11 protein-coding genes are annotated in these 14,069 nt (G+C 34.6%); 7 read left to right on the top strand and 4 right to left on the bottom strand.

Going from position 1 to position 14,069, the window contains the following annotated elements; translation table 11 throughout:
* Positions 1 to 208: 208 nt before the first annotated feature.
* Positions 209 to 1,045 (bottom strand): DUF6929 family protein, encoded by an 837-nt coding sequence (locus ACODSB_RS23600; RefSeq protein WP_488938836.1) that lies wholly within the window; start codon positions 1,043 to 1,045, stop codon positions 209 to 211.
* 297 nt (positions 1,046 to 1,342) lie between these two features.
* On the opposite strand from ACODSB_RS23600, the gene ACODSB_RS23595 reads away from it, so the two are divergent.
* The 3 genes from ACODSB_RS23595 (at position 1,343) to ACODSB_RS23585 (ending at position 5,858) form a co-directional block, all read left to right on the top strand.
* Complete coding sequence (locus tag ACODSB_RS23595) at positions 1,343 to 2,221, top strand: PPK2 family polyphosphate kinase (RefSeq protein ID WP_488938835.1); 879 nt, start codon at positions 1,343 to 1,345, stop codon at positions 2,219 to 2,221.
* 294 nt (positions 2,222 to 2,515) lie between these two features.
* Positions 2,516 to 3,982: a PhoX family protein gene (locus ACODSB_RS23590; protein WP_488938834.1), complete on the top strand. Its 1,467-nt coding sequence runs from the start codon at positions 2,516 to 2,518 to the stop codon at positions 3,980 to 3,982.
* Positions 3,983 to 4,079: 97 nt separating this feature from the next.
* Positions 4,080 to 5,858, top strand: a complete 1,779-nt coding sequence (locus ACODSB_RS23585) for a cytochrome-c peroxidase (RefSeq protein ID WP_488938833.1) — start codon at positions 4,080 to 4,082, stop codon at positions 5,856 to 5,858.
* A 439-nt stretch (positions 5,859 to 6,297) separates the two neighbouring features.
* Here the strand turns inward: ACODSB_RS23585 and ACODSB_RS23580 are convergent, their stop codons facing one another.
* Complete coding sequence (locus tag ACODSB_RS23580) at positions 6,298 to 6,822, bottom strand: hypothetical protein (RefSeq protein WP_488938832.1); 525 nt, start codon at positions 6,820 to 6,822, stop codon at positions 6,298 to 6,300.
* A gap of 190 nt (positions 6,823 to 7,012) precedes the next feature.
* Between ACODSB_RS23580 and ACODSB_RS23575 the strand changes: the two genes are divergently transcribed.
* The 4 genes from ACODSB_RS23575 (at position 7,013) to ACODSB_RS23560 (ending at position 11,769) form a co-directional block, all read left to right on the top strand.
* Positions 7,013 to 8,398, top strand: a complete 1,386-nt coding sequence (locus tag ACODSB_RS23575) for an MATE family efflux transporter (RefSeq protein WP_488938831.1) — start codon at positions 7,013 to 7,015, stop codon at positions 8,396 to 8,398.
* A gap of 150 nt (positions 8,399 to 8,548) precedes the next feature.
* Positions 8,549 to 8,776, top strand: coding sequence for a DUF8828 family protein (locus tag ACODSB_RS23570; RefSeq protein WP_053474023.1), 228 nt, complete (start codon positions 8,549 to 8,551; stop codon positions 8,774 to 8,776).
* A 274-nt stretch (positions 8,777 to 9,050) separates the two neighbouring features.
* Positions 9,051 to 10,994 (top strand): LTA synthase family protein, encoded by a 1,944-nt coding sequence (locus ACODSB_RS23565; protein ID WP_488938830.1) that lies wholly within the window; start codon positions 9,051 to 9,053, stop codon positions 10,992 to 10,994.
* A gap of 229 nt (positions 10,995 to 11,223) precedes the next feature.
* Complete coding sequence (locus ACODSB_RS23560; RefSeq protein ID WP_488938829.1) at positions 11,224 to 11,769, top strand: hypothetical protein; 546 nt, start codon at positions 11,224 to 11,226, stop codon at positions 11,767 to 11,769.
* A gap of 29 nt (positions 11,770 to 11,798) precedes the next feature.
* On the opposite strand, the gene meaB is transcribed toward ACODSB_RS23560, so the two are convergent.
* Together meaB and ACODSB_RS23550 are read right to left on the bottom strand one after the other, a co-directional pair.
* A complete protein-coding gene (meaB, locus tag ACODSB_RS23555; protein ID WP_488938828.1) occupies positions 11,799 to 12,890 on the bottom strand; it encodes a methylmalonyl Co-A mutase-associated GTPase MeaB in 1,092 nt (363 codons plus the stop codon).
* Positions 12,891 to 13,511: 621 nt separating this feature from the next.
* On the bottom strand, positions 13,512 to 14,003 hold the full coding sequence (locus ACODSB_RS23550; RefSeq protein ID WP_488938827.1) for a peroxiredoxin family protein: 492 nt from the start codon (positions 14,001 to 14,003) through the stop codon (positions 13,512 to 13,514).
* Positions 14,004 to 14,069 lie beyond the last annotated feature (66 nt).

Genomic DNA, 14,069 nt, shown 5'->3' with positions numbered 1-14,069 from the left:
CGCACAGCAGTGCGTCTAACGTCTCGTAAATCCACAATTTTTATCATTCAGCATTATTATATTCTTTGCGGAGACGCACTGCTGTGCGCCTCTACGTTATTATGTAACCGAAATACTTTGTTAATCTTTGCGTAATTTTCTTTGCGAATCTTTGCGGTAAAATTATAACACAAAGCTTCACAAAGATTTTCACAGAGCTTCACAAAGCTTATTTAATAGGCAAAGTCAATTTAAAAATTTTAGTTTCTAAAAGCTCTGTATCATTATCCTCGCAAAGTAAAAACTCGATTTTGTTATTTTCTTTTTTATAGAAAGTCAAACCTTCAAATTTATTAGTTGAAGTTATTTTTTGAGTAAAATCGATTTTCATGGTTTTAAGATCAATTCTTCCAATGAAACTTCCAAGGATTTCCCCGTCGTCGTAAGTTGATTTTGTGTCTTCGGCAGTAGAAAGGAAATAGATTTTATCTTCTACTAAAATAGCATCGGTAAAGCTGGAACGAACGCCTTTTATTTTTGGCAGTTTATAATTGGTCGCAACCAAAGCAAATTCGTCACCCAGACTTTTGGCATGAATGGTGAAAATGGTGTTTTTGTTTGAAATTCCATTTCCGCGATTGAATAAATACCAGTTTTCGCCATCAAAAACGGCTCCTTCAAGATTGAAATCTTCTGGTTTTATAGAACCGAAATTTTGCATAACGGCATATAAATCGACTAAATTATTTTTTTGTAAAACCGTTTTTGATTTAATATCGAACTCAATCATTTTGTTTCGATTTTCGGTAGAACCGGAACCAAAAACATAAAGAGTATCATTATGATGCGTTAAAGATTCAAAATCAGGTTTTAGGTTTTTCGGAATATTTTGCGTTGGATTATGAATTAAAGGATGCTGATTTAACTGCTGGTTCTGCATATTGTATTCGTATAAGAATCCGCTGTTGTCGCCAATAATATAAAGTGCATCATTGTTATAAAATAATCCTGATGCCGAACCGATTCCGATGATTTGAAATAATATTTCTAATGTGAATTTTTCCATGAATGTTGTTTTGAAAATAATTGCCCAGCCCTGATAGTAATGGAAATACTTTGAAAAGAAATTGAATTTTTTCCTGACAGAACAAAGCGACCAGCGGAAGCTCTTGTTGTGGCTTTGGAAAAAAGCAATTTATTGAAAAAGTATTGCAATGAATAGCAGGAATATGCTTCGTAAAATTACTATATTTATGATACAAAATTTGAAAATATGAAATCGCTGTTTTGAAAAAGCCATTTAATAATGCATAAATGAAAAGCGATAACATATTTTACCTCTTAAAAATGAAAATCAAAAAATATGAAATCAATAGACCCGAAAGATTTTAAAGTCACAGATAAAATTAAATTAAGTAAACTTCCAACTTTATTAAATATTGATGCCGACGATGATGAAAAAGAAGATAAACTGGAAAAGGTAAAAGAAAAATTAAGCGATTTTCAGGATGTGATGTATGCGCACAATAAATATGGCGTTTTGATTTGTCTTCAGGGAATGGACACTTCGGGAAAAGACAGTTTGATTAGGGAAGTTTTTAAAGAATTTAATCCGCGTGGGGTTGTGGTACATAGTTTTAAAACACCAAATTCGACTGAACTGGAACACGATTATTTATGGCGTCATTATATTGCTTTGCCTGAGAAAGGAAAATTTGCGATTTTTAACCGAACGCATTATGAAAATGTTTTGGTAACGAGAGTGCATCCAGAATTTATTCTGGCAGAGAATTTACCGGGAATTAATTCGGTTGACGACATTAAGCCTAAATTCTGGAAAAACCGAATCGAACAAATCAATAATTTCGAAAAACACGTCACTCAAAACGGAACTGTGATTATGAAGTTTTTTCTGCATTTAAGTAAAGACGAACAGAAGAATCGCTTGCTTCGCCGTTTAGAAGAAGGAAAGCACAACTGGAAATTTTCTCCGGGCGATTTAAAAGAACGTGAGCATTGGGATGAATATCAGCAATATTATGAAGAAGCGATAAACGAGACTTCAACAGAAAATGCGCCTTGGTACGTAATTCCTGCAGATGATAAAGATATGGCGCGTTATATTGTAGCAAAGATTATTTGGGAAGAAATGAAACAATACACGGATATTCAGGTTCCGGAATTGCCTAAAGAGATTAAAGACAATTTTGAAATGTATAAGAAGACTTTAGAGAAAAGTTAGGAATTAGATAATGTGTCAATTTGATGATTAGATAATTTTTTAACATATATGCAAACCCGACAGATTTTAAACCTGTCGGGTTTATTTTTTTGGGAGTCATAAAGTAAGACTCTTTTTTCGGTTTTATGTTACTGCAAGTTTAAGTGTATTTTGTATTACTAAATTAATGTTAATTTTTTTGCTCTCGTAAGGTGTTTTTATCAAAAGCCTTATTTTTTTGATAATGTATAAGTCATTTTTAGTTAAAGAGTAGGGATTTACTTTGTAAAAAAATAAAAACCAATATTTAGCTAAATGAAACGAATTATTTTACCTCTACTTATTTTAGGTTCGGTGTTTACATCTTGTAACGACAACGATTCTAAAGACGAAACAGAAACAACAAGTGTTGTGTTAAAAGATCAATCTGTAACGCCAAGTTTATTAAAGGCACAGGCAGGTTTTGAAAACCTGAAGATTTATTCTCTTTTTAGTTCAGATGACGTTTTTCCTGATAGTCCAAAATATATTTTTGGAGGTTCTGCAGATGGTTCTGGTTTATTAAAAAATACAGACGGAACTTTTACTTTTTTAGTAAATAACGAAGACAACTTTTCGGTTTCAAGAATTACACTTGACAAAACATTCAAACCTACTAAAGGAGAGTATTTGTTAAATTCAAGCGGAGGAACCTGGAGATTGTGCGGTGCAACTATGGCTACACAAGCAGAACATGGTTTTGGACCTGTTTATTTAACTTGTGGAGAATCTGGAGAAGAATCTCGTACACATGCATTAGATCCTTACGGAAGCGCAGGTTCTGCATCAGTTTCTAAAGAATTAGCAAGTTTTGGACGTTTAAGTGCTGAGAACGCTTTACCATTACGTTCTTCTGCTTACAAAGGTAAAACGGTTGTTGTAATTGGCGATGACGATTCTGGAACTTATGGTGGTCAGGTTTTTATGTATGTAGCAAATACTGTGGGTGATTTAACTAATGGTTCTTTGTATATGCTAAAAAGAAATGACGATAACCAGAGAGAAAAAGATATGGAGACTGGTAAAACTTATCCGGTTTCTTTTGTAAAAATTGAAGACCATAAAACACTTACAGGTGCGCAGATTAATGCGGCTGTAAATACTTTGAAAGCGGTTAAATTTGGTCGTGTAGAAGATTTAGATTACCGTAAAGGCGGTGATAATGCAGATCGTGAATTGTATTTTAACGTAACAGGACAAGATATTAATAAAACTAATGCTGATGGTTCAAGAACTAAATACGGTAGAGTTTACAGATTAAATCTTGATGCAGCTGACCCTTTAAAAGGAACTCTTGAAGTGATTCTTGACGGTGATAACCGCAGCGGAATTGCTGGTAAATTCCAAAATCCGGATAACATTTGTGTGACTAAAAACTACGTTTACATTGAAGAAGATGCTAACGGATACGGAGATGAAACGCACGATGCTTATATCTATCAATATAATATTGCAACTAAAGGTTTGAAAGTTGTAGTAGAATTAGACCACCGTCGTACGGCAGCAGATGCAGCTAAATATAATGTACAGACAAAAGATCTTGATCCAACCAAAAAAGGAGTTTGGGAATATGGAGCATTAATTGATGTTTCTGAACAATTAGGTATTCCAGATACTTTTATGTTAAGTATTCAGCCTCACTCATGGACTGGTACAAAATATTTAAAACCTGATGGCGGAGCAAACCGCCCTGAGGAAATGCAGGCAAGTCAAATTGTAGTTATACAAGGTTTGGCAAGATAAATTGTTAAGTTATCGTAAAACAGTTATCCACTATTTCAATTTGAGGTAGTGGTTTCTGTTTTTTCTACCTAATTCCTCTTTTAATTGTCATTACACCATGAAAAAAATATATTGTTTGTTATTCCTGCTTGTATTTGCTGCTTGTCAGAAAAAAGACAAACATCAGGAAATAAATACATTGTTTCAAAAAGACATTATTTTATTAATCGAAAAAGTTAATGAACTAAAACATTCAATAGAATCGGATGCTGCAGAAGCGCAAATTCAGAAACAATTTCTCGAAGCGCACAAAAGCTATAAAAAAGTTGAATTGCTAAGTGAGTATTATTCTCCGGCAGTTTCTAAATCGATCAATGGACCGGCAATACCGGAGTTTGAAGACAATGATAATATAACCGTTCAGCCCGAAGGATTTCAGGTTGTTGAAGAATTAGTTTTTCCTAAATACGATAAAAACAACAAAAAAGAACTGCTTCAGGAATTAGGCGTTTTATCGGCAAATTTAATTCGGTTAGAAAAAGTTTCCAATTCAAATGAATTGACCGATGCCCATGTTTTTGATGCCATGCGATTAGAGGTTTATAGAATTATAACTTTAGGAATTACAGGATTTGATTCTCCCGTTGTGCTAAACTCACTTCCGGAAGCTTCAATATCTTTGGAAACAATTGAAAAATACTACCGTGTTTATTTGGAGAATAAAGAGGTTTCAAATTCCAATCAAGTACTTGAAATTTTAGAAAAAGGGAAAAAGTATTTGCAGGCGAATAACAATTTTGATGCTTTTGATCGTGCTTATTTTATCAAAGAAATTTTAAATCCTTTAAGTAAAGGACTTTACAAAACACAGGCGGAATTGGGAATTCCGTTAATGAAAGAACAAAGAGGTTTAAAGCCAACAGCCCAAACACTATTTGATAAAGATGCTTTTGATCCCGAAGCCTTTTCAGGTTTTCCTGATTATCAAACAACGCCTGAAAAAATTGCTCTTGGCAAAAAGTTATTCAATGATCCCATTTTATCCGGAAATAATACACGTTCCTGCGCTTCGTGTCACCATGATGATAAAGCTTTTACAGACGGATTAGAAAGAGCCGTTACATTAGACGGAAAATCAATGATTCAGCGCAATACACCTACGCTTACAAATATTGCTTTTCAGCGTGTGTTTTTTACAGATTCGCGAGTAAGTTATCTCGAAGATCAGGCAGTTGCAGTAATTAAAAATGAAAACGAAATGCATGGGTCTTTAGAGAAATCAGCATTGGCGATTCAAAAAAATGCGGACTATGTAAAAGAGTTCAAAAAAGCTTTTCCGAAAGGTGAAATAAATGAATTTGCCATCAAAAATGCTTTGGCATCTTATATTCGCTCTTTAAGCCATTATGATTCAAAATTTGATGATTACATGCAGAATAAAACAACTTTTACAGCAGATGAAAAAGCAGGTTTTAATTTATTTGCCGGAAAAGGGAAATGTGCAACCTGTCATTTTATTCCGCTGACAAACGGAACTGTTCCACCAAATTTTGACAGATCTGAAAGCGAAATTTTAGGTGTTCCTGATAAAAATAAAAAACTGGATGGCGATTTAGGAAAGTTTGTAATCACGCAGGCTGCCATTCACAAAAATTCGTTTAAAACACCAACGATACGAAATATAGAACTTACAGCTCCTTATATGCACAATGGTGTTTATAAAACGCTGGAAGAAGTGATAGATTTTTATGATCAGGGTGGAGGAATAGGTTTAGGATTTGATGTGCCAAATCAAACATTGCCCGAAGATAAATTGAAATTATCTGATAAAGAAAAAAAGCAGCTGATCGCCTTTATGAAAACGTTGACGGATAAAAAGTTTTTGAATGAGAATTAGATAATGTGTCAATTTGATAATTAGATAATTGGTTTAACGTTAAAATTTATACACACCTATCTTTGTCAAAGTTTAAAACTTTGACAAAGATTTCTCAATCAAAATCTTACCACGATCAACAACAAACCCGACAGGTTTTAAAAACCTGTCGGGTTTGTTGTTGGAAAGCAGAAACCTGTATTGTGTTATTTTTGCCACAGATTAAAGGATTTTCACTGATTGTTTTTTTAGAATAGACTTTGCAAAAAATCTTTTTAATCCTTTTAATCTGTGGCAGAAAAATAAACGGAACAGTAATAAACTATTTGGTCTATGATAATTGAATGGAGATTTTTATAAAGTATTTTTTTCGATACTTTAATAAAATACAAAACCCGGAAGACTATGAAAACTTCCGGGTTTGTTACCAAAAACAAAAAAATAAAATAAACCTTTCTTTTTATAGATCAAAACCATACGCTAAACGAAGCGCAATTTGATTGGTGTTGAACTTGTCGTAGTCCTCATAACGGACACTCACGTCAATGTATTTGTTGGCATACCCAATTCCTGGAGCCCATAAAAATGTGGTGTCATTATACCCGTTTGTTACTGCAAAACCGGCACCTACTTCACCCAGAACATAAAATTGATCTTCCCAGAAAAAAGCTTTAAAACCAGCTTTTGCAGGAATAAATCCTAGATCTTTTATGTTGTTTCCTAATTCATCTTTACCCCCCACAAATAAGTTTGTAAAACCTGTAGTTAATGTCAAAGATGTTCTTTTAGATAAGTCATATTGTAAACGAACGTCTCCACCAAGTGAAAAATCATAATCGTCAGTATCCGTTGGGATACCTCCGTTTAAACCAATTCCTAATCTAAAACCCTGATCGTAATTTGTTGCTTCATTATCTTGAGCAAAACTGGCATTAGAATAAAAAAATGCGAATGCAGCGAGGCATATAAACTGTAATTTTTTCATGGCATATATCTTTGAATTATTAATAATGTAAAAGTAAAATAGAGGTCTTTTGGAGTTGTTATATAATTTTTAGAAATCGTTATATAATATTACGATAAGCTAATTTTAGCCTTAAAATTGGCTTATCTTTTTATTAATAGGATAGAATTCCAAGCTTCTCATTATCTTTGCCCACTAAAAAAGCAGTAAAGTGAGTTTAAAGCAGTACACCAAAGAGTTTTCGTATAATTTCAGACTGGCATATCCTATTATATTGGGTATGGTTGGGCATACTTTAATAGGTATTGTCGACAATATAATGGTAGGGAAATTAGGAAGTACTGAATTGGCGGCAGTTTCACTTGGAAACAGTATGGTTTTTATTGCCATGTCATTAGGAATTGGTTTTTCGACTGCTATTACACCCATTGTAGCCGAAGGCGATGCCGAAAAAAACGATGGCAAAATTCGATCTGCATTTCATCACGGTTTGTTTTTATGCGCTATTATTGGATTATTACTTTTTACTTTAATTGTTTTGGCAAAACCATTAATGGAATTATTAGAACAGCCTAAAGAAGTAATTGTATTGGCAAAACCTTACTTAGACTGGGTTGCTTTCTCGCTGATTCCGTTAGTAATGTATCAGAGTTACAAACAATTTGCCGACGGAAAATCGATGACCAAATATTCAATGTACGCCATGATTATGGCAAACGTACTTCACGTAGGAATCAATTATGTGTTGATTTATGGTATTTGGTTTTTTCCTAAAATGGGAATTATTGGTGCGGCACTTGGTACTGTTATTTCTAGAATATTTCTGGTTATGTTCATGCACATTATGCTGTCCAGAAGAAATGACTTAAAACACTTTTTCAAAAATTTCAGTTTCAGCGAAATCAAAAGCGCAACGCTTAAAAAAATAATAAACTTAGGATTTCCGTCTGCTATGCAAATGCTTTTTGAAGTCGTATTGTTTACCGCTTCCATCTGGCTTTGCGGCAATATTGGTAAAACCAGTCAGGCGGCAAATCAAATTGCGTTGAGTTTATCGTCGCTTACTTTTATGTTTGCGATGGGATTAAGCGTAACATCGATGATTAGGGTAAGTAACCAAAGAGGATTGCAGGATTATAAAAACCTCGTTGTTGTGGCGCGTTCTATATTTTTGCTTGCCATTGTTATCGAAACATTTTTTGCGTTTCTGTTTGTCGTTTTTCATGATTTTTTCCCGCATATCTTTTTAAATATGGAAAACAGCGGACAAATTTTAGACAATACCGAAGTAATCGAAATCGCTTCAAAATTATTATTGATTGCGGCCATTTTCCAAATTTCAGATGGAGTTCAGGTTGTCGTTCTTGGAGCTTTACGTGGTTTGCAGGATGTCAAAATCCCCATGTATATTACGTTTGTAGCCTATTGGGTTGTTGGTTTTCCTATTTCGTATTATTTAGGAGAATATACAGACTGGAAGGCGCAGGGCGTTTGGATAGGGCTTTTGGCAGGATTAACCACAGCGGCAATTTTCCTGTACATGCGCTTTCATTACCTCACAAAGAAATTAATCTCAAATTCATTTGCAAATAACTAAATTTGAGGTTTAAAAATATAGCCCACAGATTACACAGATGAAACAGATTCTATTTTGTTTGAATAAAAATCCTTTTAATCCGTGTAATCTGTGGCAAAAAAACAGCCTGCTTAACAGGCAATTGTAAAACATAAAATAAACATATATAAAATGGAATTACCTAAATTTTTACTTGGCGATAATACTGATTTTCCAGATGATATTTTCATCATTCACCTTGATTATCCAAGATTTATAATCAACTTAAAAGATGATGAGGTTGAATTTATGGAAGAAGCCGAAGATCTTGATGAAGCAGAATTGAATGCCGAAATGGAAGGTCTTATCGTTAAAGCCAATGAATTTTACGACAGAGAAATAAACCGTTACGAAGAGTAAAAACGCATCTGTAGAGGCGAACATGTAGAGACGCACATGTAGAGACGCACAGCAGTGCTTCTCCTATGTTTCCAAGTTTTTTTTAAAGTCTTTTATTCAGCAACGAAAATTGCTCGCAAAGTCGCAGAGTCGCAAAGTTTATTTAAAGACTTAAAAAAACAAAAACTTAGCGACTCTGCGACTTTGCGAGATTAAAAAATAACAAATTGAAACAAAAACTTAGCGAGTTCACATCTTCCCATATTCTCAACCAAAAACTAATATAAATCATCTAATGAAAAAATTAAGTTATTTAAAACCTATTTTCAATTTTATATTAATCGGATTACTGATTACAACCTTAAGCCGAATATTTTTATTTTTCCTTTTTAAAGAAAGGGTAGAGCAGACGCTGGATTTCTGGTATATATTTCCAATTGGTTTGCGAATGGATTTGATTTTACTTTGTTATTTATCTTTTCTGCCGGCTGTTTTAATTACTTTTCTGCCAAATAAATGGTTGAAATTTACCAATAGGTTTTTGGTAATTTATAGTTTCTTATTCCTGTTTCTGATTCTTTTTGTAGAATTAGCTTCGCCGGATTTCGTAAAACAATACGACACACGTCCGAATAAGATTTTCTTAGATTATCTGATTTATCCTAAAGAAGTTGTCGGAATGCTTTTAAAAAGTTATCTGACGTCCATCATTGTGACTTTCCTGATTTTGGGTATTGTAATTTATTTCGCCTTCAAAAAAGGAAAAAAATATTTTCATACAACGAGTACCGAATATAAATTCAAACTAATAACTTTTCCATTAGTAGCATTTTTATTGTTTTTTGGAGCACGTTCAAGTCTTACTTCAAAGCGCCCTATTAATGCCAGTAATGCTGTTTTCTCGACAGATCAATTGACGAATACTTTAGGGTTAAATTCCTTTTATACCGTTGCATTTGCCGCTTATTCGATTAAGAATGAAGGAAACACAAAAATGTACGGAAAAATGGATGAAGCAGAAGCCATTGCCCGTGTAAAAAAATACATGATTGCCGGCCCGACAGATTTTACAGATGCCGAAATTCCGTTTCTGCATGTACAGCAGCCGGATTCTGTTAAGAAGAAACCATATAATTTGGTGATTTTTCTACAGGAAAGTTTAGGAGCAGAATATGTTGGAATTTTAGGTGGAAAACCATTAACGCCGGAATTTGATAAATTATCAAAAGAAGGATTATTGTTTACCAATTTATACTGCACCGGAACCAGAAGTGTTCGCGGAATCGAAGCTGTTGTCACAGGATTTTTACCTTCACCGTCAGAAAGTGTAGTGAAACTTGGAAACTCACAACAAGGATTTTTTACGCTTGCCGATGCTTTAAAACAAAAAGGATACGATACCAGTTTCATTTATGGCGGAATGGCCAATTTTGATAATATGGCTTCGTTTTTCAACGGAAACGGTTTCAGCGATATTGTAGATCAGGAAGATTTTGAATCAGATGGAAATAAATATGCTTTTAAGGGAACCTGGGGTTATTCTGATGAAGATTTGGTAACCAAAGCCAATAATTATTTTAAATCAAAAGGAGATAAACCATTTTTCTCTTTAATGTTTTCGACTTCAAATCACGAACCATTTGAATATCCTGCGGGAAGAATAAAACAATTTGATAAAAAAGCGGCAACGGTAAACAACGCCATGAAATATGCCGATTTCTCTATTGGGAAATTCTTCGAAATGGCTAAAAAAGAGCCGTATTTTAAAAACACGATTTTCATTGTAATCGCAGATCATAACACCAGAACCTACGGAAAGAATTTAGTACCAATAAATAAATTCCATATTCCGGCCTTTATTATGGGGCCTGGAGTTCCAAAAGGGGCAGTTTATGACAGACTGGCAAGCCAAATCGATATTCCGCCAACGTTATTAAGTTATTTAGGACTTCCGTTTGAAACACCAATGGTTGGTAGAAACCTAAATAAATTAGATCCAAAAGTGCAGGGAAGATCAATTATGCAATTCAACGATATCAACGCGTTTAGAGTAGAGAATCAAGTTGTTATTATGCAGCCGAATTTAAAACCGCTTCAATTCGAAATCAAAAACGATACGACTTTAATTCCGGTAAAATTAAACGAAGAATTAGCAAAAGACGCCTTAGCGCACGTTATAACCGCAGGTAATTTATACAAGGAAAATAAATATAAACTTAGAGGAAAAGGTTCTAAGTAGCTAAGATTCTAAGTAGCTGAGTTTTTAAAAGCTTAGTAGCTTAGAACCTCAGTAACTTAGTAACTTTAAAAAAAGCTGTTAGGTATGTAATTTCATACTTAGCGGCTTTTTTTTGTGTTAAAATTCAAACAAAAAGGGTAACAAAAAATAAATTTAATTGATCTATACTAAACCAAAGGCGTAACCTGAAAAGCCAGTAATAGAGTAGGGGTCAATTAAATTATTTATTATGAAAAGTTTACAACAAAAAAAGATTGAAAAATCTAAAGTATTAAAAGTGATGTTAGTTTTTGTGTTTGGAGTTTTTTTTATAAGCTGCAACAACGATTCTAATGAAGATCAAAATGCTGAATCATCAAAAACAGAACAGCAAAATCAGCCCAATACTCAAAGATATTTACCGCACTATGAAGGAGTTATTGTGCAAGCCTGGGGAGCGCATAATATTGACTGCAGTCAGCCGGAAGGGTTTTGTAATTTTGTTTTTTACGAGTGGAGAAAATATAGCTTTTCTAAGCCGGACACTGACGGAACACCAGTACGTGTTACAAATGAAGCCGATAAATTTGTTATGACAATTCAAAAAAGTGCTTTGACCGAAGAACATAAAAAAGGATTATTACGAAATGGAGAATTTTATGTAATACCTGAAGGACAGACTATACAACCGGAATTAGTTAAATCTCTTAAGTTCAATTCAGATATTTTAGTTCCTGGTAAATATCCTATTCAGGAAAGTGAAGACACTTATAAACTTTCAATTGATGTAAAATAAATGAAATATTTAAAAATAGCTTTAAGAAATTAGAAGCTCTTTTTATATTGATTTAATAAAAGCTGAGCGGCTGCAAAAGGTGATATTTCATTGTTTTGCACCGCTTTTTTATTTTGTTCCAATAATGAAATAATTTCAGGCTGATTGTAGAAATTTTGCTTCAATTGTTCGTTGATCGTTTCCATCATCCAAAACTGGTTTTGTTCGTTTCTTTTTTCCTGAAAGAAACCAGTTTCTTTAGTCAGTTCAAAATAATCAGAAATTGTGTTCCAGATTTCAGAAATTCCCTCTTTAGTTATGGCACTGCAAGTCGTAACTTTTGGCTGCCAGTTTGATTTTTTTGGAGGAAATAAATGCAAAGCCCGGTTAAATTCCAGTTTCGCCTGATTGGCTTTTTTGATATTATCACCGTCGGCTTTGTTGATGACAATTGCGTCTGCCATTTCCATAATACCGCGTTTGATACCTTGAAGTTCATCGCCTGCACCGGAAATTTTTAATAAAAGAAAAAAGTCAACCATACTGTGAACAGCAGTTTCACTTTGTCCCACGCCAACCGTTTCAATAATTATCGTGTCAAAACCTGCGGCTTCGCATAAAATAATTGTTTCACGGGTTTTTCGCGCAACTCCGCCCAGATTTTCTCCAGATGCACTCGGACGGATAAAAGCATTTTCATCTTTTACCAGTTCCTCCATTCGGGTTTTATCGCCCAGAATACTTCCGTGGGAAATCGAACTGCTGGGATCAACAGCCAGAACAGCGACTTTTTTTCCTGCCTGAGTCAAATAAGTTCCAAATGCCTCAATAAAAGTACTTTTTCCAACTCCGGGAACACCCGTAATTCCTATGCGGATTGATTTATTAGCATGCAGAAGACAGCCTTTTATAATTTCGTCTGCTTTTGCGACATGTTCGGGATTTGTGCTTTCGATAAGCGTAATCGCGCGGCTGAGTGCGGTTATATTTCCGGAAAGAATTCCAGAGATTAATTCAGAAGCAGAAGGCTGCTGTCTGCGTTTGTTTTTAATTTGGTTGATAGCCGAAACATTGGTGATTTCAGGAGATGAAATCCCAGCTTTTTCAGTTAAACTGCCCGACTGTTTTTTTAAACTTGACAAAATATTTTTTTAATATTGTAAAAGTACAGAAAACAAAAACAGTTTCAAAAAAAGGATTTCTTTGAAATTGTGGGTTGTTAGGTTTGCCACAACCCGAGCGATAGCGAACAGGCGAAGCAATTGCACGAATTTGCACGAATTTTTATGTCATTGCGCACGTACAGATCTTTGTCAAAGTTTTAAACTTTGACAAAGATTACTTAACGACAACGTTTGTCATCCTGAGCGTAGTCGAAGGATACGCAAGAAGCTCTACAAAGATTGGCGATTTAGTTTGTGGAGTTACTTGCGCAGATCTCTCCTTCGTCGAGATGACAAAATTGTGGTGAAGATTACTTAACGACACCGTTTGTCATCCTGAGCGAAGTCGAAGGACACGCAAGAAGCTCTACAAAGATTGGTGATTTAGTTTGTGGAGTTACTTTGCGCCCTTCGACTTCGCTCAGGGTGACACCGATAGTATTAATCACGCCGTTTGTCATTTCGACCGAAGGGAGAAATCGCACTAGTAACTCTACAAAGTGATTAACCAATCTTTGTCGAATCCCGCGTGCGATTTCTCCCTTCGGTCGAAATGACAAAAAGATTCACAATTAATAATCAACAATCAACAATTCACCATTAATTAAGTATCCCCGTATCAATTAATCTCGCATATTTCCCTGTGATTATGCCTTTTTCATCTATCGTAAAAAAAGTTGGGGTTCCTATTATGGCGTAGGTTTGGAAGTTTGGGCCTGCAAAACCTTTATAGTCGCATAATTGTGCTGCCCACGGAAAGGCGTGATCGTGGCCGTCTCCGGTATTTTTGGTCATGTCTGCGGCTACGCTTATGATTTCGTAGCCTTTGTCTTTTACGATTTGGTAATTGCCCAGTAACTGGTGAATTTCATTCTCACAGTTATTACAGCCCGATTCGTAAAAGAACAGCAAGGTTTTTTTATTGATTGTTTTTTTGCCCGACGGAGTTTCTAATACTGGCGCTTTTGCTCCAACAACCGGAGCATTAATAGCACTTGTTAATTTCTTGCTCGGTTTTTCTAATTTTACTGATTTTGCGGCATATTCGCTTATTGCTGTTATCAGATCATCTTTTCCTTCTTTGGTAAACACAGTCACGATTTTGGATGTGCTAACTTAGCATGGAGTTCTAGTTAAGAACTAAATCTTAACTTTAGA

The organism is Flavobacterium sp. FG68, assembly GCF_057808895.1.
The sequence above is the reverse complement of the archived record's forward strand: the minus strand, read 5'-3'. Positions and strand labels throughout refer to the sequence as shown.

Bases quoted from the DNA above. Each gene is read 5' to 3' on its own strand.
- ACODSB_RS23600 (WP_488938836.1), bottom strand. From the start codon at position 1,045: ATGGAAAAATTCACATTAGAAATATTATTTCAAATCATCGGAATCGGT.
- ACODSB_RS23595 (WP_488938835.1), top strand. From the start codon at position 1,343: ATGAAATCAATAGACCCGAAAGATTTTAAAGTCACAGATAAAATTAAA.
- ACODSB_RS23590 (WP_488938834.1), top strand. From the start codon at position 2,516: ATGAAACGAATTATTTTACCTCTACTTATTTTAGGTTCGGTGTTTACA.
- ACODSB_RS23585 (WP_488938833.1), top strand. From the start codon at position 4,080: ATGAAAAAAATATATTGTTTGTTATTCCTGCTTGTATTTGCTGCTTGT.
- ACODSB_RS23580 (WP_488938832.1), bottom strand. From the start codon at position 6,822: ATGAAAAAATTACAGTTTATATGCCTCGCTGCATTCGCATTTTTTTAT.
- ACODSB_RS23570 (WP_053474023.1), top strand. From the start codon at position 8,549: ATGGAATTACCTAAATTTTTACTTGGCGATAATACTGATTTTCCAGAT.
- ACODSB_RS23565 (WP_488938830.1), top strand. From the start codon at position 9,051: ATGAAAAAATTAAGTTATTTAAAACCTATTTTCAATTTTATATTAATC.
- ACODSB_RS23560 (WP_488938829.1), top strand. From the start codon at position 11,224: ATGAAAAGTTTACAACAAAAAAAGATTGAAAAATCTAAAGTATTAAAA.